Annotated in this window: 19 protein-coding genes and 1 pseudogene; 10 read left to right on the forward strand and 10 right to left on the reverse strand. The window is 56.0% G+C overall.

What is annotated here, in order from left to right; all coding sequences use genetic code 11:
* Positions 1-114: 114 nt before the first annotated feature.
* The gene (locus JFT63_RS28250) at positions 115-435 is read right to left on the reverse strand and encodes an antibiotic biosynthesis monooxygenase family protein (RefSeq protein WP_198845232.1); all 321 of its coding nucleotides are present in this window, start codon (positions 433-435) and stop codon (positions 115-117) included.
* On the reverse strand, positions 432-1,139 hold the full coding sequence (locus JFT63_RS28255; protein WP_198845233.1) for a CTP synthase C-terminal region-related (seleno)protein: 708 nt from the start codon (positions 1,137-1,139) through the stop codon (positions 432-434). The genes JFT63_RS28250 and JFT63_RS28255 overlap by 4 nt, the downstream gene beginning before the upstream one ends.
* A gap of 80 nt (positions 1,140-1,219) precedes the next feature.
* On the opposite strand from JFT63_RS28255, the gene JFT63_RS28260 reads away from it, so the two are divergent.
* On the forward strand, positions 1,220-2,104 hold the full coding sequence (locus tag JFT63_RS28260) for a LysR family transcriptional regulator (RefSeq protein WP_198845234.1): 885 nt from the start codon (positions 1,220-1,222) through the stop codon (positions 2,102-2,104).
* A 58-nt stretch (positions 2,105-2,162) separates the two neighbouring features.
* Here JFT63_RS28260 and JFT63_RS28265 read toward each other — a convergent pair whose 3' ends face one another.
* The 3 genes from JFT63_RS28265 to JFT63_RS28275 form a co-directional block, all read right to left on the reverse strand.
* Entirely contained in the window at positions 2,163-3,482 is a 1,320-nt protein-coding gene (locus JFT63_RS28265) for a methyl-accepting chemotaxis protein (RefSeq protein WP_198845235.1), read from the reverse strand.
* A 212-nt stretch (positions 3,483-3,694) separates the two neighbouring features.
* Positions 3,695-4,804 carry a diguanylate cyclase gene (locus JFT63_RS28270; protein ID WP_198845236.1) on the reverse strand — a complete coding sequence of 370 codons (1,110 nt, stop codon included), beginning with the start codon at positions 4,802-4,804 and terminating at the stop codon, positions 3,695-3,697.
* A 166-nt stretch (positions 4,805-4,970) separates the two neighbouring features.
* Complete coding sequence (locus tag JFT63_RS28275) at positions 4,971-5,621, reverse strand: TetR/AcrR family transcriptional regulator (protein WP_198708309.1); 651 nt, start codon at positions 5,619-5,621, stop codon at positions 4,971-4,973.
* Between the two features lie 122 nt (positions 5,622-5,743).
* Between JFT63_RS28275 and JFT63_RS28280 the strand changes: the two genes are divergently transcribed.
* From JFT63_RS28280 to JFT63_RS28290, 3 genes are all read left to right on the forward strand, one after another.
* Positions 5,744-6,802, forward strand: coding sequence for an MBL fold metallo-hydrolase (locus tag JFT63_RS28280; protein ID WP_057704189.1), 1,059 nt, complete (start codon positions 5,744-5,746; stop codon positions 6,800-6,802).
* 142 nt (positions 6,803-6,944) lie between these two features.
* Positions 6,945-7,607 (forward strand): hypothetical protein, encoded by a 663-nt coding sequence (locus JFT63_RS28285; protein ID WP_233102435.1) that lies wholly within the window; start codon positions 6,945-6,947, stop codon positions 7,605-7,607.
* Between the two features lie 133 nt (positions 7,608-7,740).
* A complete protein-coding gene (locus JFT63_RS28290) occupies positions 7,741-9,231 on the forward strand; it encodes an amidase family protein (RefSeq protein ID WP_198845245.1) in 1,491 nt (496 codons plus the stop codon).
* Positions 9,232-9,410: 179 nt separating this feature from the next.
* Here the strand turns inward: JFT63_RS28290 and JFT63_RS28295 are convergent, their stop codons facing one another.
* The 3 genes from JFT63_RS28295 to JFT63_RS28305 all read right to left on the reverse strand — a co-directional run bounded on the left by JFT63_RS28295 (position 9,411) and on the right by JFT63_RS28305 (position 11,746).
* Positions 9,411-9,791, reverse strand: coding sequence for a helix-turn-helix domain-containing protein (locus JFT63_RS28295; RefSeq protein WP_198845238.1), 381 nt, complete (start codon positions 9,789-9,791; stop codon positions 9,411-9,413).
* 106 nt (positions 9,792-9,897) lie between these two features.
* Positions 9,898-10,845, reverse strand: a complete 948-nt coding sequence (locus JFT63_RS28300; RefSeq protein WP_198845239.1) for a hypothetical protein — start codon at positions 10,843-10,845, stop codon at positions 9,898-9,900.
* 253 nt (positions 10,846-11,098) lie between these two features.
* Positions 11,099-11,746, reverse strand: a complete 648-nt coding sequence (locus JFT63_RS28305; protein WP_186562982.1) for an HAD-IB family hydrolase — start codon at positions 11,744-11,746, stop codon at positions 11,099-11,101.
* Between the two features lie 379 nt (positions 11,747-12,125).
* Between JFT63_RS28305 and JFT63_RS28310 the strand changes: the two genes are divergently transcribed.
* The 3 genes from JFT63_RS28310 (at position 12,126) to JFT63_RS28320 (ending at position 13,638) form a co-directional block, all read left to right on the forward strand.
* Entirely contained in the window at positions 12,126-12,611 is a 486-nt protein-coding gene (locus JFT63_RS28310) for an Hcp family type VI secretion system effector (RefSeq protein WP_057704183.1), read from the forward strand.
* A 209-nt stretch (positions 12,612-12,820) separates the two neighbouring features.
* A complete protein-coding gene (locus tag JFT63_RS28315; RefSeq protein WP_442963723.1) occupies positions 12,821-13,321 on the forward strand; it encodes a DUF4225 domain-containing protein in 501 nt (166 codons plus the stop codon).
* Positions 13,318-13,638, forward strand: coding sequence for a hypothetical protein (locus JFT63_RS28320; RefSeq protein WP_198845240.1), 321 nt, complete (start codon positions 13,318-13,320; stop codon positions 13,636-13,638). The genes JFT63_RS28315 and JFT63_RS28320 overlap by 4 nt, the downstream gene beginning before the upstream one ends.
* Before the next feature lie 44 nt (positions 13,639-13,682).
* Here JFT63_RS28320 and JFT63_RS28325 read toward each other — a convergent pair whose 3' ends face one another.
* A complete protein-coding gene (locus JFT63_RS28325; protein WP_198845241.1) occupies positions 13,683-14,207 on the reverse strand; it encodes a BRO-N domain-containing protein in 525 nt (174 codons plus the stop codon).
* 358 nt (positions 14,208-14,565) lie between these two features.
* Positions 14,566-15,015, reverse strand: a complete 450-nt coding sequence (locus tag JFT63_RS28330) for a very short patch repair endonuclease (protein ID WP_198845242.1) — start codon at positions 15,013-15,015, stop codon at positions 14,566-14,568.
* A gap of 395 nt (positions 15,016-15,410) precedes the next feature.
* Here JFT63_RS28330 and JFT63_RS28335 point away from each other — a divergent pair, with 395 nt between their 5' ends.
* The 3 genes and pseudogenes from JFT63_RS28335 to JFT63_RS29930 form a co-directional block, all read left to right on the forward strand.
* Complete coding sequence (locus tag JFT63_RS28335) at positions 15,411-18,002, forward strand: sigma-70 family RNA polymerase sigma factor (protein ID WP_198845243.1); 2,592 nt, start codon at positions 15,411-15,413, stop codon at positions 18,000-18,002.
* Positions 18,003-18,040: 38 nt separating this feature from the next.
* Positions 18,041-18,343 (forward strand): annotated as a pseudogene (locus tag JFT63_RS29830) (ATP-binding protein); the annotation flags it as partial.
* 248 nt (positions 18,344-18,591) lie between these two features.
* Positions 18,592-18,663 (forward strand): helix-turn-helix domain-containing protein (locus tag JFT63_RS29930; protein WP_146469857.1); only part of this gene is annotated, 72 nt, incomplete at its 3' end.

Genomic DNA, 18,663 nt, shown 5'->3' on the forward strand with positions numbered 1-18,663 from the left:
CTGTAGGAGCGAGCTTGCTCGCGAAGAACCAGAGGCCTGCGCGTTAAACCAGATAGCCAGCGTTACGGTTGATGTTTTTCGCGAGCAAGCTTGCTCCTACCGGTTGAAAACCTCTCAATGTGAGAAGGTGTACGCCCGCTCTACCTTGCATACCCGCGTGTGAAACGCGGTGTACCAGGTGGAGCGCCCTTGCTCACGCACCTGCCGGTGTTCGGCCTGCTGTTTCCAGGCCAGGATCGCCGCCTCGCTGGCCCAGTAGGACACCGTGATGCCCAATCCATCCTCCCGCGCCGACTCCACGCCGAGAAACCCGGGTTGTTGCGCCGCCAGGGCCAGCATTCGCGAGGCAGCCTCGCCATAACCCTGATCGCCGCCGGTACGCAGCGAGCTGAAGATCACCGCATAATAAGGTGGGGCGGGCGTCTTGGCGATCATGCCGACAGCTCTTGGCAAGCCTTGAGCAGAGCCAGCGCCAAGGGCGGCGTGATGCCCTTGAGTGCGGCGCGTTCGGGCTGGAACAGCGTGGCGACGAAGAACGGGTGATCGCGTAACTCCAACGCGCGCAACTCGCCCGCAGCATCGTGACCGCTGGGAATCAGGTTGCACGCCAGTAGTGCAGCGGCAAACGCAGGGTTGATGCCGTAGCGGCAGTGGTAGCCTTCGTGGATGTCCAGGTGGCCGTAGGCTTGGGCAATGCGCGTGTGCGCCGCCAGGCGCAGGGTGTCGCTCACTTCCACCAGCGAGCAGCTCAGTGGGGTGATGACGGCGCGTTCGGCGTGGGGGGCCAGTTCGCCATGCTCGGCATCGATCCAGCCCAGTACGTTGCGCGCATATTCGAGCACGGCATGTTGAAAACCACCGCAGGTACCAAGGAAAGGCCGACCGTGTTCGCGTGCAAAACGGATTGCCCGCAACGCGCCGTCAGTGTCGCGATAGGGGCTGGCAGGTACACACCAGAAACCGTCAAAGCCTTGCAGTGCAGTAGTGGAGGTCAGTGTTTCGGTGTCCAGCCATTGCGCGTGAACCCTTACGCCCAGGGTGTCGGCGGCCTGTTGCAACGCCACTGGAATAGCCTGGTGGGCGATCACGTCAGGGTTGTAGTCGCCGATCAGGGCGAGGTGCAGAGCGGTGGGTGTCATCGGGTGCATCCCTTGGCTTGTGGTGGGCTCGTACGCACTATAGATTGGCGTTCGCGCAATCAATATTGGCGTTTACCCACATGCTTAATGCAGCCACGCACTATCAACTCGACTACTCCGATCTGTCATTGATCCTTGCCCTGGTGCGCGGCGGTACGTTGGCGCGGGCCGCAGCGTTACTGCGGTTGGACGTGTCCACGGTATTCCGTGCGGTAAGGCGCCTGGAGGCGGCCCTGGGCCAGACCTTGTTTGAAAAAAGCCGCGCCGGTTATTTGCCTACCAGCCTGTCGACCCATCTGGCCCAACAGGCCGAGCGCGCAGAGCAGGCCCTTGAGGCGGCGCGCATAGGTGTGGAGCAGGGCGGTGAAGTGATCAGCGGCACCGTGCGCCTGACCTGCACCGACTCGGTGTTGCAAGGTTTGCTGTTGCCGGCCCTGGCGCAATTCATGCCAGCCTACCCGGCGCTGACCCTTGAACTGAGCACGTCCAACGACTTTGCCAACCTCAGCCGTCGAGATGCCGATATCGCCCTGCGCCTGACCAGGACGCCGCCGGAGCATCTGGTTGGGCGTTGTCTGGGGGCGGTGACGTATCAGGTGTGCGCCAGTGCCGAATATGCGCGCCAGCACGCAGGCCAGGCGTTGGCTGACCTGGCCTGGATCGCGCCGGACGACTTTTTGCCTGATCACCCCACCGTAGTCTGGCGCCGTGAACAGTTGCCGGGCGTGCGGCCCAGTTATCGTTGCAACAGCATGCAGTCGGTGACCGAACTGGTGCGCGTCGGGCTGGGCGTGGCGGCGTTGCCGGATTTTCTGATACGGGATGGCCTGCAACCGCTGGGCCCTGCATTGGCAGGGCACGACACGGCGCTGTGGTTGTTGACGCGGCCTGATTGCCGGGCGTTGCGCTCGGTGGTGACATTGTTTGATGAGCTGGGACAGCATGTGCGCGGGCTGCGAAGTTAGCTTCGATACAGCCCGGCGCATGGGCCAAGTCCCCCAGCCAGAGAGCCTGAAGAACCGGTCAGCGATTGCCCCGGTCATTGGCAAACGCACTTACCGCCTGGACGGCTTCGCCGGTGCCTTCGCGAATTTGCAGAATCACCGTGCCCGCCTGGTTGGCCAGTTCTACGCCCTGGGCGGCACGGTCGCGGGTGGCGTCCATGCTGTCGATGGCTTGGCGGGTTTCGTCCTGGATCATGGCGATCATGCCGGAAATTTCGGCGGTGGAGCCGCTGGTGCGTGCCGCCAGCTGCCGCACTTCATCGGCAACCACGGCAAAGCCACGGCCTTGCTCGCCGGCGCGGGCGGCTTCGATAGCAGCGTTGAGGGCCAGCAGGTTGGTCTGGTCGGCGATGCCGCGAATGGTGTTGACGATGGCGGTGATCTGTTGCGAGCGCTCGCCGAGTTTGGCGATCAGTTGCGAAGAGGCGTCGATATCAGAGGCAATTTCGCGCATACCGCTGGCGGTTTTCTGAATCACTTCGGCGCCTTTTTCCGCCATCTCCTGAGTGCTCAATGACAGGTGATAAGCCTGTGCTGCGCTCTGCGCCTCGGCGGCATGTTGTTGTACACGAGCGGTGACGTCGGAGGCGAACTTCACCACTTTGCACAGGCGCCCACTGGCGTCATACACCGGGTTGTAGTTGGCTTCCAGCCACACAACCTGGCCGTTTTTATCCACCCGCTCGAACTGGCCATTGAACAGCTCGCCCTGGTTCAAGCGTTTCCAGAACTCGCTGTAAGCGGCACTGTTGGCAAGCTCGGGTGTGCAAAACAGGCGGTGATGCTTGCCCTGGATTTGCGCCAGGCTGTACCCCATGCGCTGCAGGAAATTGGCGTTGGCGGTAATGATGGTGCCATCGAGGTTGAACTCGATCATCGCCATGGCGCGGTCGATGGCTGCAAGCTTGGCATTGGCTTCACTCTCGGCTTGCAGGCGCGGGCTGACATCCATGGCGTACTTCACCACTTTGATCACGCTCCCGGCTTCATCGCGTACCGGGTTGTAGCTGGCTTCCAGCCATACCGAATCACCGTTGGCACCCACTCGCTCAAAGGTACCTGACTGGAATTGGCCGTTGCGCAGCTGCGTCCACAGTTGGTTGTATTCGGCGCTGCGGGCGAAGGCGGGGGTGCAGAACATCCGGTGGGATTGGCCCAGGATCTGTTCGGCACGGTAACCCATGGTTTTGAAGAAGTTGTCATTGGCCCGCAGCACGGTGCCTTGCAGGTCGAATTCGATGACGGCCATGGAGCGCTCGATGGCATCGAGCAGGCTGGCCTGTTGGGCAATGCTGTGTTGCAGGGTGCTGATGGTTTTCTTGTGGGCGGTAAATAGCATGTTAGAGGGCTCGGGCATGCAAGCATATGCGGTATCCATGTATTTGCGCCTGACCCCGTAGGGCGCCTGGCCTTACGGTTGACTTGCTCATTGCCAGCTTCCGGGTGCTGACAGAGGGGGGTGGAACAAGGGGTTCAGAGTGATCGACCGGCCCAGAAGTTCGCCGTATGGGCAGGGGCATTTTTGGATAGCCGACCAATGGCGGCATTATGCTATTGCGGCAGGCTGGCCGAGGAAGATTCGGACGAGGTGTTATCAGACAACTGCGGCCGAACAGGCGATCTCCCGTCGCTGGTCCTGACGCAGTTGCGGCCGGTGTTTTTGGCAGCGTACAGCGCCCGATCCGCGGCGTTGAGCCACATGACGGCGTCCTGGAAGGTCGGCTGAAAATCCGCCAGGCCAATGCTCAAGCTCACGCGCAATTCAGGAGTCTGCGCATTACGGTAGTTACTGAATGTTTCGCGCACCTGTTCCATCACTTGCGCGGCCTCTTGCAAGGTCATCTTCGGAAGGATCACACAGAACTCGTCACCTCCGTAGCGGCCGGCGAGGTCTTCTTCGCGCAGGTGTCGACGCAAGTCCAGGCTCAACTGGCGCAGTACCGCATCGCCGACGGTATGGCCGTGCTTATCATTGATGCGTTTGAAATGGTCGACATCGATCAAGGCAATGGTCGCCTGGCCTTGTAACTGCTGGCACTTGTGGAACTTGAGGTTGAGCAGGTCTTTCCACGAGCCATGATTGAGCAGGCCGGTCAGGCTGTCGATGCGGCTCAGGGCGCTGAGGGCGCGTTTATGTTGTGACAGTTTGATTGCCAACTGATAGCAGACCATGCCGATGGCCATCGGGTAGAGCGTCAGCATCGGCAGGCAGGTGTAGACCTCAGCAAGGCTGACGCTGGAATCGAACGTGATCCCGAACAGGCCCCAGGCGATTGCGATGCCGACAGCTTGTGCGAGCAGCCCGTGCAGGAACAAGCGTGTGCCGCCGGCAGCGACGTTATTCATGGCCATCATCGACAAAATGGTCACGGCCGTCAGCGGCGAGAACTGGGTGGCTGCCGCCCAGAAACCGCCCGACAATGAGTCATACAGCAGGTTGCGCCGTTCGGCCTGATAGGGAAATGGCGAATGGGTCGATATCAGATAAGCCACGTGCGGCCAGGCAAGGCCATTGAACAGCAACAATGCCCATACCCAACCGGGCATCGACAAGGGATACAACGCGCCGATTACGCTAATGCTACCGATACCCAGGCCGATGATCCTTGGCTTGTAGATACGTCTGGCAAATGAAAGCCCTTTGCCTCGTCTGTTTTCCATAGTGTCCTGGGTGAGCTGTTTTTTACGGGTGCGACAGCAAGCGTCACCGGTCAAAAGCCGATGATCGGATAAAAGCGGCCGATATTGTCGATTATTCCCGCAGGAATAATCAGTGTCCTTTCAGGCCATTTGCGCAAACAGCGGGTGAATGCGCCAAAAGCGACCTTTAATGTCGCCCCGGCAACAGGTCCTGAGGCAGGGGCGGGGTGCGCACTTCGTAGCCGGCGAGAAACAGGTCGATGGCAGATTCGATGACATCGGCTTGGGCGGCTGCATCGAGAGTGGGCTGGCCCAGCGTGATTTGCGGCCAGAAAGCAAAGGCCTTGAGCAAGCTCTGGATCTGGTGAGCCGCGAAAGCCGGGTCGGTACAGTTCAGGCGGCCGTCTTCCTGGGCGGCGCGTACCCATTGGGTAAACCCTTCTTCCCGTGCGCTGAGGCGATTGACCATGTCTTGCGCACGTTCAGGCGAGTGGATGGTGGCCGCAATGGCCACACGCGCCAGGTCGAGGAAGTTGGCGTCCGACATCATCTTCATCTTCGCCTCCAGCAACGTGCGCAGTTGATCGCGCAGGGGGCGGTCGCTGGCGTAGTTCACGTCCAGTTGGGCAACGCTGCTGGCCCACAGCTGGCTCAGTATCTCGGCGAACAGCTCTTCCTTGCTGGGGAAGTGGTTGTACACCGTACGCTTGGAAACACCGGCGGTGGCGGCAACTTTGTCCATGCTGGTGACCTCGAAACCGTTCTCGCGAAATTCGGCAATCGCCGCCGCCACGATGGCGTCGCGTTTACGTTCGGTGAGGCGCTTGGGGGCAGTCATGGATAGCGTTCGACTCAATCAGGAAATTACACTCGGCAGTTTACTTGCTCGGGCTTTTGTTGCAATCTAGAAACTACACTGTGCAGTGTAATTCTTCCGTGTACTGTAGGAGTCACTCGGTAATGGCCACGATTTCAACCCGTGTCGACCCTGCGCCTGCAGCGCTCCAGCCTGCCGGGCAGGACCAGGGGCACTTCACCAATGACGCCCCGGTGCAACACGGCGGGCTTGGCAAAACCTTGCGCATTTTCTGGAACATGCTGTTCAACAAACCACGTACTACGCGGCCTGCGGGGCAGATCCCGGTGCAGCCGCTGACCCGCGAGCAGTTGTTGGCGGCACCCGATCACACGGTATACCGCCTTGGGCACTCGACGGTGCTGCTGAAGATGCGCGGTAAATTCTGGGTCACCGACCCGGTGTTCGCCGAGCGCGCCTCGCCGTTCAGTTGGGCAGGCCCCAAGCGTTTCCACGCCCCACCTATCAGCCTTGAAGCGCTGCCACCGCTGGAAGCGGTGATTCTTTCCCACAACCACTACGACCATCTCGACCGCCAGGCTGTAGTGCAACTGGCTGACAAGACGCGCTTCTTTTTGGCGCCATTGGGTGTGGGCGACACGCTGATCAAATGGGGCGTCGACGCCAGTAAAGTCCGTCAGCTGGATTGGTGGCAGGGCACAGAGGTCGATGGCATCCGTTTTATCGCTACCCCGGCACAGCACTTTTCCGGGCGCGGCCTGTTTGACAGCAACCAGACCCTGTGGTGTTCCTGGGTGATGATCGACGATGCGCGACGTATCTTTTTCAGCGGCGACACTGGGTACTTCGATGGTTTCAAGCGCATTGGCGAGCAGTACGGTCCGTTTGATCTGACCCTGATGGAAACCGGTGCATACAACGTCGATTGGCCCCATGTGCACATGCAGCCTGAGCAAACGTTGCAGGCGCATATTGATCTCAAAGGGCGCTGGTTGTTGCCGATTCACAATGGCACCTTCGATCTGGCGTTCCATGCCTGGCACGAACCCTTCGACCGCATCATGGCCCTGGCCTGGGAACGCAATGTATCGATCACCACCCCGGCGATGGGGCAGGCGTTTCGCTTGAACCAGCCCGAACGCGGTCATGCATGGTGGTTGGAGGTGGAAAGCCTGGGCACCCAAGAGCGCCTCATCGATTGAAACTCATTTTTACGAGAAATGAGTTTTCAAGCTGTTTCAAGGCTGCGACAGGCATCAGCCATGGGTGCGATGATCCCCGCAAATTTATATTTCGGGGGTGGTTTCGATGGAAAATAAATGCAGCAAGTATTGGCGAGTCGGTATGGCTTGCCCACCCAAGCAGCCAGCGCCCGAGCTTGAGGAACGCTTTGACAGTGTCCACCCATCTACTGATCCCGCCAGCCCACGCGGCATCGCGTTTGATGCCGCTCAGACCCCGGCCAGTCGCATACCCATCCCCGGCTATAACGCGCCGGCTCTGCCCCTGAAACCTGCACGCGATCCCTCGTTGTCATTGATTGCCTTGAGCGGCCTGGAGCCTTCAGGCCCGGTGATGGTTCAGGTGCCGCTGGTACAGAACAACAGCGCTTTCAGCGCAGCCCCGACGTTGAGCGGCAGGCGGGTGGGGTTCGCCCAGCGGTGGGGGCATGATCAAGCACCGATCGAACACGGGGCGGCATTTTTGCACGCGTTGGATGTACTGCGCCGGGCCGGAACCAACGTGGTGGCGGTGCCTGCGCGCCGCGCCGATGACCCGCACCCTGGCGGCAATGAAATTGATGAGCTTGTGCACGCGTACCAACTGGACGCTCTGGTAGCCGATAGCCAGAACGCCGCCTTCCATGACGCATGCTGGAGTGGTTACCCAAGGCTTGACGAACCGCTTGAGGACGGTGCGCTGTTGTGGTTCTACGGTGCGCGGTGGTCGAAGGATTCGCTTGCGGCACTGGTACTGGGGTACCGCAATTTTCAACGTTTGGTTTGAGTACAGACGGTGCTGAACAATCCCACGGGATGAACCAGCGGTGTCGCGCTTCTTGGCGGGAGCAGAGTTTTTAGACTGGCGCCTGGATCAACGAGGATCCTTCGTCATTTCTTACTCTCGCAGGAGATGTTTCATGTTTGGTATCGGCGCTGGTGTGAGTTTCTTTGTTAACTACTCACATAAAAATTTGCCTGTTCAATCGTCGCCAGCGATTTCAACACCGGTTCCCGCCGGGACGGAATATGCCAGTGTGCGCGAACTGGCTGAGCAGATGTCACGACCGGGGGGCTTCACCTCCGAAGGGCTGGTCACGTATTTGCAAGAGCGCATTCGCACGCTGGATCCGCAACTAAAGTCTGTTATTGAGCTCAACCCGCAAGCGCTCGAAACCGCCCGGGCGCTGGATAAGGAACGGGCCAATGGCCATGTGCGCGGGCCGCTGCACGGCATCCCCATCTTGCTTAAAGACACTATTGAAACGCAGGGTATGCAAACCAGTGCAGGTGCGTTTGCGCTGGTAGGGGCGCCAGCAGGCAAGAACGCTCCTTTGGTGGACTACCTGATCAGCCAGGGCGCGATAGTCCTCGCTAAAACCAACATGACGGAGCTGGCGGGTTTTCGCGGCACCCCCGATGGTTGGAGTAGCCGCGGCGGGCAAACCCGCAACCCTCATCATCCGGACGCGGACGTTGGCGGCTCCAGTTCCGGTTCGGCCGCCGCCGTCGCCGCAGGGTTGGCACCCTTGGCGGTGGGGGCCGAAACCAACGGTTCGATCATCGTACCCGCAGCACTCAATGGCGTGGTGGGGCTCAAGCCTAGCGTCGGTTTGCTGGATCGCGATGGCATCATCCCGGCTAGTCAGCACCAGGACACGCCGGGCCCGATGGCTCGGTCGGTGTTCGACGTGGCGCTGATGCTCAACGCCATGTCTGCCCGCAAATCTCATGATTCGGCGAGCGTGGAGGTTGATTACACGAAGTTATTGGTACCCGATGCGTTGAAGGGCAAGCGTATTGGTTACCCCGTGACGTTTACTGCAAACGGTGAAGTTCAGGCCCTGGAAAACAGCGCACAGTTCAGCAAAACACTGGAAGTGCTTGAGGCACAAGGGGCGGTTTTAGTGCCGATTAACCTGCGTATAGCCGATGCCTCAAGCTATGAGAAACTGTTGTTATCGGATGTAAAGGAAGAGTTGAATGGCTATTTGGCCAAGCGCACGGGATTACCCGTCAAGTCACTGACAGAGCTGATCAAGTTCAACGAAGACCGCGATGGCAAGGACACCGATCATCAACCCGACCTCAAAAAAATTAATGACTCCACACTGGACCCCGCGTCGCGCGAAACGGCGTGGAACGAACTTATTCAGGATTTTCGCAGCACCGTGGATGAGCCGATCAAGACGCACAAACTGGACGCCATAGTGTCGGATTTTGATACCAACAGTTACTTCGGCGTAGCAGTGGCCGGCTACCCAGGTATCACCGTACCCTCCGGCACCACCGAAGACGGTTTACCCACGGCGGCCCACTTCTTCGGCACTCGTTTGAGCGAGCCCACGTTGTTGGCGGTGGCCCATGGGTATGAGCAGGCCGCACAAGCGGCGACCAAGCCTGAGCTTTGACCGCTCAGGTCATCTCACATCGCAAAAGGAGTGCCGGGCACTGAGCCTGCCGGCCTGAAGCTTCACGGTTTACACTCAATGCCATGGAGGGACGCCATGGCATACAGAATTCATACGTAGCCTGCGTCGGCATGAAACCTGGTTGAAGCCGTTGAGCTGCCCGGTGATCCGGCTGGACGCTACGCACCATTCGGTTGAGGCGCTGATGGGTCAATTGTTGCCGCTGTTGAACCCATCAACCGAGCGATAATGCCTTGTGCAGGCGGTTGCGCCGCTGCGGTATCAACCCTGCGCGCACTCATGCCCCACCCCGGCGCAAAACCCGGGAAAAACACCAGCCCTTGTGCCTCCAGGCAAAACGCCAGGATCAAACGGGTCTCATCATCCACATCGCCGTGGGACTCAAATTGTTGAATCGCCTCTACCGCCACGCCAGCCTGGCGAGCCAGTTGTTCACGGCTCCAGCCCAGCATGACGCGGGCCTGCGCGCTGTGTTTGGGGGTGAATTGGTGCAGGACGATCTGCTGTTCTACAAAAGAGCTCATTGCCAGAGAGGACATGGGGGTTCTCCAGGTTCGACAGGGGAGGCATAACTATACTGTGTTTTTGTACAGTTGTTTGTACCGCTCATCCACTGGATTGTTATTCGGCGTTTGAGCTCCCTGATCACTCAATCCCTGGCGCTTCCCGAATGATCAGGTGATCCAGGTTCTCGATATTTGCGCTGAATACGCCGAACGTTTGTTCGGGGTTTTGTTTGCTGGGCACTTGCTTGAGCTCTGGTGTCACCCCGTAGAAGAAGCAATACAGAGGCCGTTGGCTGCCGGCTGCGGCCTTGATTTGCTCCAGGAAAGCCGTGCGCTTGCGGTAGCTGTCGATGAGCTTTTTGCTCAGGTAGACATTGACTGAATAAGGCTTTTTATCAAGCCACACCTTCTTTTCGAAATCGATGCGAAAGCTGCTGGTGTAGTCTTTGATTGCCTTGATCCTGCCCCAGTAGATCAAGCCCTTGTTGTCTTGCAGGTATTCGATTTTCTTGAAGAAAGCCCAGTAGGTCGCGGTGTGCTCACCGATCTTCAAGGGCATGGCCTTGAGCTTGTCCTTGTCATCGATGTTCGACACGTAACATTCCACCGGGTGGGCAAACACACTTGTTTTGTCCGGGGCGGTGTCGTTGTTGTGGTGGGATGTTTGCGTGCGGTTTTCAGCAACGCTTGCCGGCTCTGGTGAAGGGCTTGCATCGGCACTGATAGCCGGCGATTTACGCAGGTACTGACGCCGTGTCAGTACAAACTCCGAAGGGAAATTGTCCTCGCGCTCGTCGTCACTTTCACCGGTCGCGGCCTTATGGTCGCTGGCATAGCGACAGCCCTCGATATGCCGGGTACCGGGTTTGTTCTTGAAGTGCGGGGTGCGCAGGTAATTGACGTTTTTGGCGTTGAAGGTGCTCAACACATTACCGGCATCGAACGCTGCGCGGCACGCGTCGTTGGGGCAGAGGAAAGGCTCCCTGTCGGAATCGAAGTCAGCGGTTTCGTCGAAATTCAGCTCTCGCACGTCGTAGATCGACAATTTTTCATCGAGAGTCAGGCTGTAGGCCGTGTCGAATTTCATGGGGCTCGGGTCCGTGGGCGGTTTGGCTATTAATAGCCGGATCCTGTGTAAATATCAGCAAGAACCTGCAACGCGTCGCCCGCTCAAGAAGCCTGACGGTAAAAGCGTCTGCAACGGCTCTCGGCGTAGACCCCAAAACCACAACGTAAACACCATTCCACTGAGATGCACGGATCAAATGTGGGAGCTGTCGAGCCCCAGCGAGGCTGCGAAGGGATCGCCTCGGTTCACCTGCCAACCCCACCCACCCGCATCACCGCTGCAACCGAGCTCGCTTTTTCTTCTTCGCATGAAAATGCCGAAAATGCGCATCCTGCGCCGCCGCCAACAACTCCCGATCCCCACGCGTATCGCCCCAGGCCCTGAGCCGATACTCCCCCAGGTCGCCATACACGGCCTCAAGCCGCAGCACCTTATTCTCACAACGGCAGTTATTCCCAGTGAGCTTGCCGGTCAACACCCCGTCGACCACCTCAAGCTCAGTCCCAATCAACTTGATCCCAAGCCGATCGGCAAACGGCTGCAACACCAACGCCGGCGACGCCGAGCACAACGTCACCACCGCCCCCGAGCCCAACTCCTGCTCCACCGACAACACCCCCGCCGGGCGCATCAACCGCGCCCAATTGCGCTGGCAATACTCCTCGGCTTTCTGCTGCACCCACGTCTTCTCCACCCCAGTCATAAAGGTGCGAATCAACTGCGCCTTCAACTCATCCCGGCTGATCTGCCGCACCAAAAACCGCAGCCCCGGCAGCGCCAGCTTGACCATCCGGCCATAAAACTCACCGGTGCCAAAGGCAAACTTGAGGAAGGGCACGAAACTGTCGTGGTGGGTGAGGGTGCCGTCGAAGTCAAAGACGGAAAGTACTTTGGCGTCTGCGGGGCCGGCTTCGAGCATGTCTGGGTTCACGGGTGGTCCTTATCAGGTAGGGCGGTTTCATAGCGTTGTGACTGGCGCTTGCCTGCCAGGGTTCAGGTTGATGGTTCAGCCTGGTCGCGGCGGGTCAGCCTCTGCGCTCTTCTTTGTGCGTGCGACGGTCAGTGCGTTTATGGCGATACGAGTTTACTACCCCTGAGCCAGGATTGGGGCTTCTAAGGTTCCGGCACGCTCACTCGAGAGTGAGTGCAGGTAGTTTGTACAAGTGTTTGGGCTGATTGATTGAACTGCGGGTTAAATTTCCTACATACCGCTCGTACCACTTAAAGCGAACTTTCCGATATTTCCTATTTGCAATTTTTCGTATGGTAAATGCCAAAAACAACAAGGCGTTAACCCTGTGGCAAACCACGGCTACATGACCATCAACGGCAAATCCCAAGGCCTCATTTCTGCAAAATGTTCGACTCACGACTCTATAGGCAACAAGTGGCAAGAGGGGCACTGCGACGAGATAATGGTGCTGTCCTTCCACCATAATATGGCCAACAGGGGCAACGTCAGGGCGTCAAGTCATGGGCCGATTGCCATTACCAAAAATATCGACAAATCGTCACCCTTGCTGGCGGTAGCGCTTTCCAACAGGGAAGAGCTCAACTGCGTCATCAATTTTTATCGTATCGCCCAATCGGGCTGGCATGAAAAGTACTACAGCGTCGATATTCGAGGCTGCATCATCACCGACCTCACCGTCGACGTACCGCATTCTGTTTTGCATATTGATGCAGAGGCACAAGAGCACGTCGCGCTTAAATATCGCGAGATAATCTGGACTCACCATAAGGCGGGTACAAGTGGCTTCAGTACTTGGGAGACAGGTCGGTGAATAAAAAATATGAAAAACAGCAGCCCACATTTTACGATATCTGGGTGGTTAGTCAGGCTGCGGCGTATCTGACTAACCAGGCTTGTACCATCAGTGCTCGGAATATTAATGATGGGGTTGTTCGGTTGTAATTCAATCGGGAGGTGGCTTATTACGCGCGGAGTATTGTTAGGGATGTTGAGGAAGGCAGGAAAACTATTGATCAGGGATTGAAAGAAATAAAGCAAGAACAAGAAAGCCTCATAAACCAATCTCTGGAGGTGGGGAGGAAAGGCATCGGGGCTATCGCGGGCGCGCTCCAGTTTGCGACGGGAGCAGGAATTTGCTACGCCTCAGTCGGTACGCTGTGTTTGCTGGCGGGCATCCCGATCATGGCACACGGCGCTAATAACATGTACGAAAATGGTAGGAACCTGATCGAGGGGCATTCCGATACAGTTGGGCCGGTCAGAGATGGATATCGCGGCACTGCAGAGTACCTAGGGTATGGCGAAAGTGGCGGTGATTTAGTCTATGGTGGCACAGATATGATTATGTCTTTTTACAGTCTGCGTAGACTTGTATTGAAGCCGGATGCTTGGCGGTTGTTCAGATATATACGATCAGATAAAGAAAGGGCTTACAAAAAAATGGGGAAGTTTCCATTAGGTGTTGATATGTATATCGATTATGAGACAGGGAAGCAGGTGTATAAGGGGGTCGTAGATTGATTGTGCTCTATACATTGGTATTTGTGGTTTTTGGCGTGGTCGGTGCGTATACCTTAAGGGCTAGGCTTTCGGGCGAAGATCTTAATACCTTAAAGTTATTTTTATGTGTGATATTTAACGGTTTTTTCGTCGTGTCCTATATTGAGGTGATTAAGTATGGCGAGTTTCCTTTTTTTGGGATTAGGACTGATTTTATTATTCAATATCCAATCATCGAGTGGATTGCCTTTTTTGGCATATTGGCTCATGGATTTGCACTTCCGGTGAAGTGGAAGGCAAGCGATGGTGTTGAACGAGAAAAAGAGGAAGACCGATGAGATGGTTCGTCCGAGCTTAGCTCGGGCGAACCAAACACGAAAGTTCAGCCCGCCGAATGACTTGAAGACCGGAAATATTCCGCTACCCTCCGCAGCCAGCTTCTGGTCGGTGGTGTCCTGCGACGAGTCCTGTTGAGCAACAGATAGGGCATATCCCGCAATCGAATCCAGCCTTCATTCTGCCAATGCAGAAGGCTAAGCGACATCTCTGGCCAATCCAGCAAGCTCAGCATTGGGCGGTCGTTGGATCTTGATTGTTGCCCATCTCGTAAAGTCGGTACGACCTGATGGGTCAACCACTCTCGCAGTAGGCGATGCCCAGGCGCGTAGTGATACACCAGCAACGCATACACACCGGATTCGCTGATCATCAACATGTTCTCAGGCTGCCCGTGATAGCGGATCTCAAGCGTTTGTCTTTGATCCTCATCGAGTTTGCTCACCTTGCGCTCGTCCAAGTAAAGACCAGTCAATCGGCCAACATCGCGGGCACAGAACCAAGGCTGGTTCTCTAGGAGCAGCGCGTGCAGTTGCAGGTTGTGGCGGGTGAAGACGGCAGGTTCATGCATGACGCACCTCCGGCTCGGAGCGTGTTTTAGAAATGGTGCAGATGCTGCGAACGTCCTTCGCAGGGGATGCAGAGTATCCAGGCATTTCCGTTACCTCTGGTTGCTTTCTTAGGGCATGCGTTATGGGTGTCGGGAGCTAAGAAACCCACCAGAGACGGGCCGGACATATTCCCCTTTCGGGTCTTGTATTCGCCCACTCCCGACATAACGGGGATTTTTCACAGGCGTAGAGAAACCGCTGGCGAAAAAAAGCCGCATGGCTGTCGGGTGCGGAGGACCGCTCTGGTTGAGGCGTTTCTTAGGCGCCGAGGTGAGAGGGTAGGTGGACGGTTGGAGGCGGTCAAGCTTCCAAGGTTATTCATTCTATTTCAGTGGTGACGCGCTGGCCGTCGAGATTGAGATCGATCATTTTCTTGATTTCAGATCGTAGAGCATCTGTGTTTTTTGTCTGGCATTCCCAGATGATTGATACACGCCAACCTGCTGCTTCAAGCGCTCGCTGAGCCTTCGTATCTCTCTCAACGTTTTTTGCGAGCTTAGGTAACCAAAAATCTAATCTGCTTTTGGGTGTATACGCGTATTTACATCCGGGATGCCTATGCCAGAAACAGCCGTGAACGAATAAGCATAATCGATGCTTCGGGAAGACTAGGTCTGGTGTCCCCGGTAGGTCCTTCCGGTGTAGACGATAGCGAAGCCCCAGATCATTGCACGTCGACCGAACAATCATTTCGGGCTTCGTGTTTTTGCCCTTGATTTTGGACATGTTCCTAGACCGCTGTTCTGGGGTGACCGTGTCTGCACTCATTCAGGATATACCCCCCATCGAAAAAATTTTCTACCCAACCGTCGGCCTCGCACCTCAATTCCGATCTTGCCTTAGCAATTAAGTGAAGGGGTCGTACTGGCCCTTGGACCTCCCACGTCCTTTACGGGTCGATGACAAGTGGATATGGTGAGTGGCATTGCGCCACTTCTGGCCTCTTGCTCATGTTCAACATAAATGATGTCTGACATGCTCGTGTCAAACTCGATCATCTTTCGTAAATGTTATCTTAATGCCAGCTTTAAGTGGCAAGCTTAGAAAATTGAATATAGACATGGAGTCAACCCTGAAAACAGTTATATGCAGTCAGCCAATTCGCCGGATCATTATTGCGAAAGCGACTTATGAGGCGGGTGCATGGGCATTTGGGGCATTCCATGGCTAAGCTCAACCCTCTGCTACGCATGGCGACCATTGCTGGTGTTGAGGTCGCGGTCAAGCTCCATATAGCACGGGGCGATGATCTCGATGCCCGCGACGGCAGAGGTGCGACGCCCCTAATGTTGGCCTCTTCCCGAAAAAAATCGGGAGTTGTACAGCTATTGCTGGCAGCTGGAGCAAATCCTGATTTGCTCGATGCTGAAGGTAGAGGTGCTCTCGCATACGCGGAGAAGGCGGAATGTACTCAATGCATTGTACTGTTGAAGGAGGCATTTAGTCGTAACACCGGATTAAATGAAAATTGCGTGTACGACCAAGTTTCGACTCAGACTAGGGCGGAGATGGTGGTACCCCTTTCCTCCTTGTTGAGCGAATCGTCTTATCAGGAAACGAAAGGGGAGACGGCTGACTTGACGAATTATGTCGATGACCTAGTCGAATCTGAGTCTCGCCGAGTTAACCATAATGAAATCTCCTTTCTTAACGAGCACGAGAATTTAGTTGTAACCGCCAAGGGGGAAACACACATCGATCTTGACGACGAGCCCCTAGATTTGGGATTCGAAGGCGATTGGATAGCGGAGGCTGAAGCGACTGCCCCTAAGGGGGATGTAACCGTTGCGAAAGTAATTAGCGTAATCCAAGAAACTATCGGTCGGCACAAGGCAATCGACACCGATATCGAATGGGACGATATCGCACTGTTCCTTCCCGAAAGGGCGCTTCCCCTAACGGATGATAATGAGGGTGTCCGTGGTCTGCTATTTAGAGGGCTGCGTGAAGGTACTGTTTCGGAGACTGCTCTAATCGATATATGTCGAGGAGCAGACATCTCACGCAGTCGTAATGAAGAAGCTGAACGTCTGCTGACTTTCGTGTTGGGCGACCTCGGTGTAGTGATCGATGAGTGGATAGGGTTGGCCGAGCAGTCGGATCTTCTCGATCCTACAACGGAAGAAGAACTTACGTTGTCAGAGGCCTTGGAGTTCGTGGACGACCTGGCATCAGGTCGCAATGAGCCGCTTAGATTCTACGCAAAGGGACTGAAGAAAGACCTACTTCTCGCCGCAGAGGAAGTCTCTTTAGGCCGTGAGATGGAGGCGGCGAGAAACGAAGCACTGGATGCCTTATCTTGCTGGCCCGGAGGTCTTAGTGTCATTTTCGAGGCAGCTGAAAAGGTAGCTTGCGGAGAGGCAAGTCATGAGTTTTTCACCTCTGGTCATGATCTTGTCAAAGACGACGTCGGGGATGCTAGCTTAGGAGAGACCTCGTCCGTTGATAAGGTTGAGTCCGAGGAAAACGAGTTAGGACTTCACTCGGAAGCGTCAGCGTTTGTATCAGCGGTGTTAGCGGCGCGCTCCGCCAGTAATGACTCCATAAAGGTTCGTGAGGCGCTTGCGGCCGCCTGTCTTTACCGGGGCTTCCTGCTAAAACTATCGAAGATGGCTGATTGCGACTCGGCCTTCTTCTCTGCAATTCGACGCGGAGAAGTGGCGAGGGAGAGGATGATTCTCTCCAACCTTCGGTTGGTGCTTTCTATAGCCAAAAAATATCTTTGGTCTGAGCTTCCTTTTGATGATCTGGTTCAGGAAGGCAATATAGGCCTTATGAAGGCCGTTGAGCGCTTTGACTGGCGCAAAGGGTTTAGATTTTCCACTTATGCTACGTGGTGGATTCGTCAGCATATTTCGCGCGCAATCTCTAATACGGAGCGGGCGATTCGGGTGCCCGTTCACATGCAAGATTTGGTAAGGAGCGTGTTGCATGAGCGAGATGAGTTCGAGGCTAAGACAGGGCGTCCTGAAACTGAGCGCGAGACATCACGTCGAACGGGGATAGCCCTCGATAAGCTCAAGCTTCTTTTGACTGTTTCCGAGAAAGTCAGCAGCTTGGATGCGAACCTTGAAGACACGTCGGAATCCTTGCTCGATTTCCTCCCCGAAGAGGAATCATCGGACCCGGCTGTCGCTGCAGAAGCAGCTTCTCTTCGAGCAGTTTTGGTCGGCATGATTGGGGAGCTTGACGAGCGCTCGGCCGAAGTCATAACCCTTCGTTTTGGTTTCTGTTTGGATTTAGACGAAGCCATGACCTTGGAAGAGATAGGTCTACGGTTCGATGTGACACGCGAGCGGATCCGACAAATCGAGTCGAAGGCGCTTAAAAAGCTACGTCACCCTATCAGGATGGCAAAGCTAGCTTTGTTCTTGGGCGACTACTTGTGTCTAAAGGAAGCCCCTTGTCCGGAATCCAAATCAGAGGAAGTGGTAAAAAAAACTATTGAGAACTCCAGTGCCGTCGTCCCTCATCGATCGTTCCTCGAGGGTTTAGAGTCCGCTCATCAGGTTTTGAGTATGAGTCTGGGGACGGAGTTTCAGGGCGTGGTGAATGCCTCTCAACTAAATATCCAGCTAAATGATCTTATGAGTGAGGTCAGGGCTCTTGGTATTAGTGTTGAGGAGGAAGGTTCGGATGACCGCCGGATTCACATATCACTACCAACACAGCCCGATGCGCGGGTTCGTAAAGTTGCCCGCAAAATGGTTGATGTTGGTTTCACACTTCTTTCCGGAACTACCTACGTCAAATGAACGAACGCACAAGGTATGCCCCGCCGCGAGCCGGCGCGATGTTGGAAGCCCTGCGTGGTCTCGGATACTCGACCGCCGCGGCCCTCGCTGACGTGATTGATAATGGCATTTCCGCAGGAGCATCAGAAGTTCATGTGACGTTTGAATGGGACAGTGAGAGAAGCAGGATCTCCATCTTAGACAACGGGCAGGGGATGGACGATGCCGAGTTAGAGGTAGCCATGACGCTGGGGGCTAAGAATCCTCTGGATGAACGCTCCTCCAATGATCTAGGTCGTTTTGGGATGGGCTTAAAAACGGCATCCTTTTCTCAATGCCGCTGCCTTACTGTCGCTTCTAGAAGGATGAGTGGTCCTGTTTCCTGCCTACGTTGGGATCTTGATGCCATTGCTGCATCGGCAGATGTCGGATGGAGGATGTTCGAAGGTCCAGCTCATGGTTCCGAAGCTTTTATTGGTGCAGTGGATAGGCTTCACTCAGGAACAATGGTCCTTTGGGAAAAGCTGGATCGAATCGTTACTCCTGGTTATACCCGGCGGCGGCGAAAACTGAGTGCAACACCTGACCTTTCCGGTACGGTGCTGTCCCTATGTCTTATTCCGAACTCAGCGTTGAAGAGCGCGCCACCATTCAAATCGGTCATGCCCAAGGTTTCAGCCTG

It is taken from the genome of Pseudomonas sp. MF7453 (assembly GCF_016405455.1).
Classification (GTDB): Bacteria; Pseudomonadota; Gammaproteobacteria; order Pseudomonadales; family Pseudomonadaceae; genus Aquipseudomonas; species Aquipseudomonas paralactis.

Coding starts and splice junctions, on each gene's coding strand:
- JFT63_RS28250 (WP_198845232.1), bottom strand. CDS start 435: ATGATCGCCAAGACGCCCGCCCCACCTTATTATGCGGTGATCTTCAGC.
- JFT63_RS28255 (WP_198845233.1), bottom strand. CDS start 1,139: ATGACACCCACCGCTCTGCACCTCGCCCTGATCGGCGACTACAACCCT.
- JFT63_RS28260 (WP_198845234.1), top strand. CDS start 1,220: ATGCTTAATGCAGCCACGCACTATCAACTCGACTACTCCGATCTGTCA.
- JFT63_RS28265 (WP_198845235.1), bottom strand. CDS start 3,482: ATGCTATTTACCGCCCACAAGAAAACCATCAGCACCCTGCAACACAGC.
- JFT63_RS28270 (WP_198845236.1), bottom strand. CDS start 4,804: ATGGAAAACAGACGAGGCAAAGGGCTTTCATTTGCCAGACGTATCTAC.
- JFT63_RS28275 (WP_198708309.1), bottom strand. CDS start 5,621: ATGACTGCCCCCAAGCGCCTCACCGAACGTAAACGCGACGCCATCGTG.
- JFT63_RS28280 (WP_057704189.1), top strand. CDS start 5,744: ATGGCCACGATTTCAACCCGTGTCGACCCTGCGCCTGCAGCGCTCCAG.
- JFT63_RS28285 (WP_233102435.1), top strand. CDS start 6,945: ATGGCTTGCCCACCCAAGCAGCCAGCGCCCGAGCTTGAGGAACGCTTT.
- JFT63_RS28290 (WP_198845245.1), top strand. CDS start 7,741: ATGTTTGGTATCGGCGCTGGTGTGAGTTTCTTTGTTAACTACTCACAT.
- JFT63_RS28295 (WP_198845238.1), bottom strand. CDS start 9,791: ATGTCCTCTCTGGCAATGAGCTCTTTTGTAGAACAGCAGATCGTCCTG.
- JFT63_RS28300 (WP_198845239.1), bottom strand. CDS start 10,845: ATGAAATTCGACACGGCCTACAGCCTGACTCTCGATGAAAAATTGTCG.
- JFT63_RS28305 (WP_186562982.1), bottom strand. CDS start 11,746: ATGCTCGAAGCCGGCCCCGCAGACGCCAAAGTACTTTCCGTCTTTGAC.
- JFT63_RS28325 (WP_198845241.1), bottom strand. CDS start 14,207: ATGCATGAACCTGCCGTCTTCACCCGCCACAACCTGCAACTGCACGCG.
- JFT63_RS28330 (WP_198845242.1), bottom strand. CDS start 15,015: ATGAGTGCAGACACGGTCACCCCAGAACAGCGGTCTAGGAACATGTCC.
- JFT63_RS28335 (WP_198845243.1), top strand. CDS start 15,411: ATGGCTAAGCTCAACCCTCTGCTACGCATGGCGACCATTGCTGGTGTT.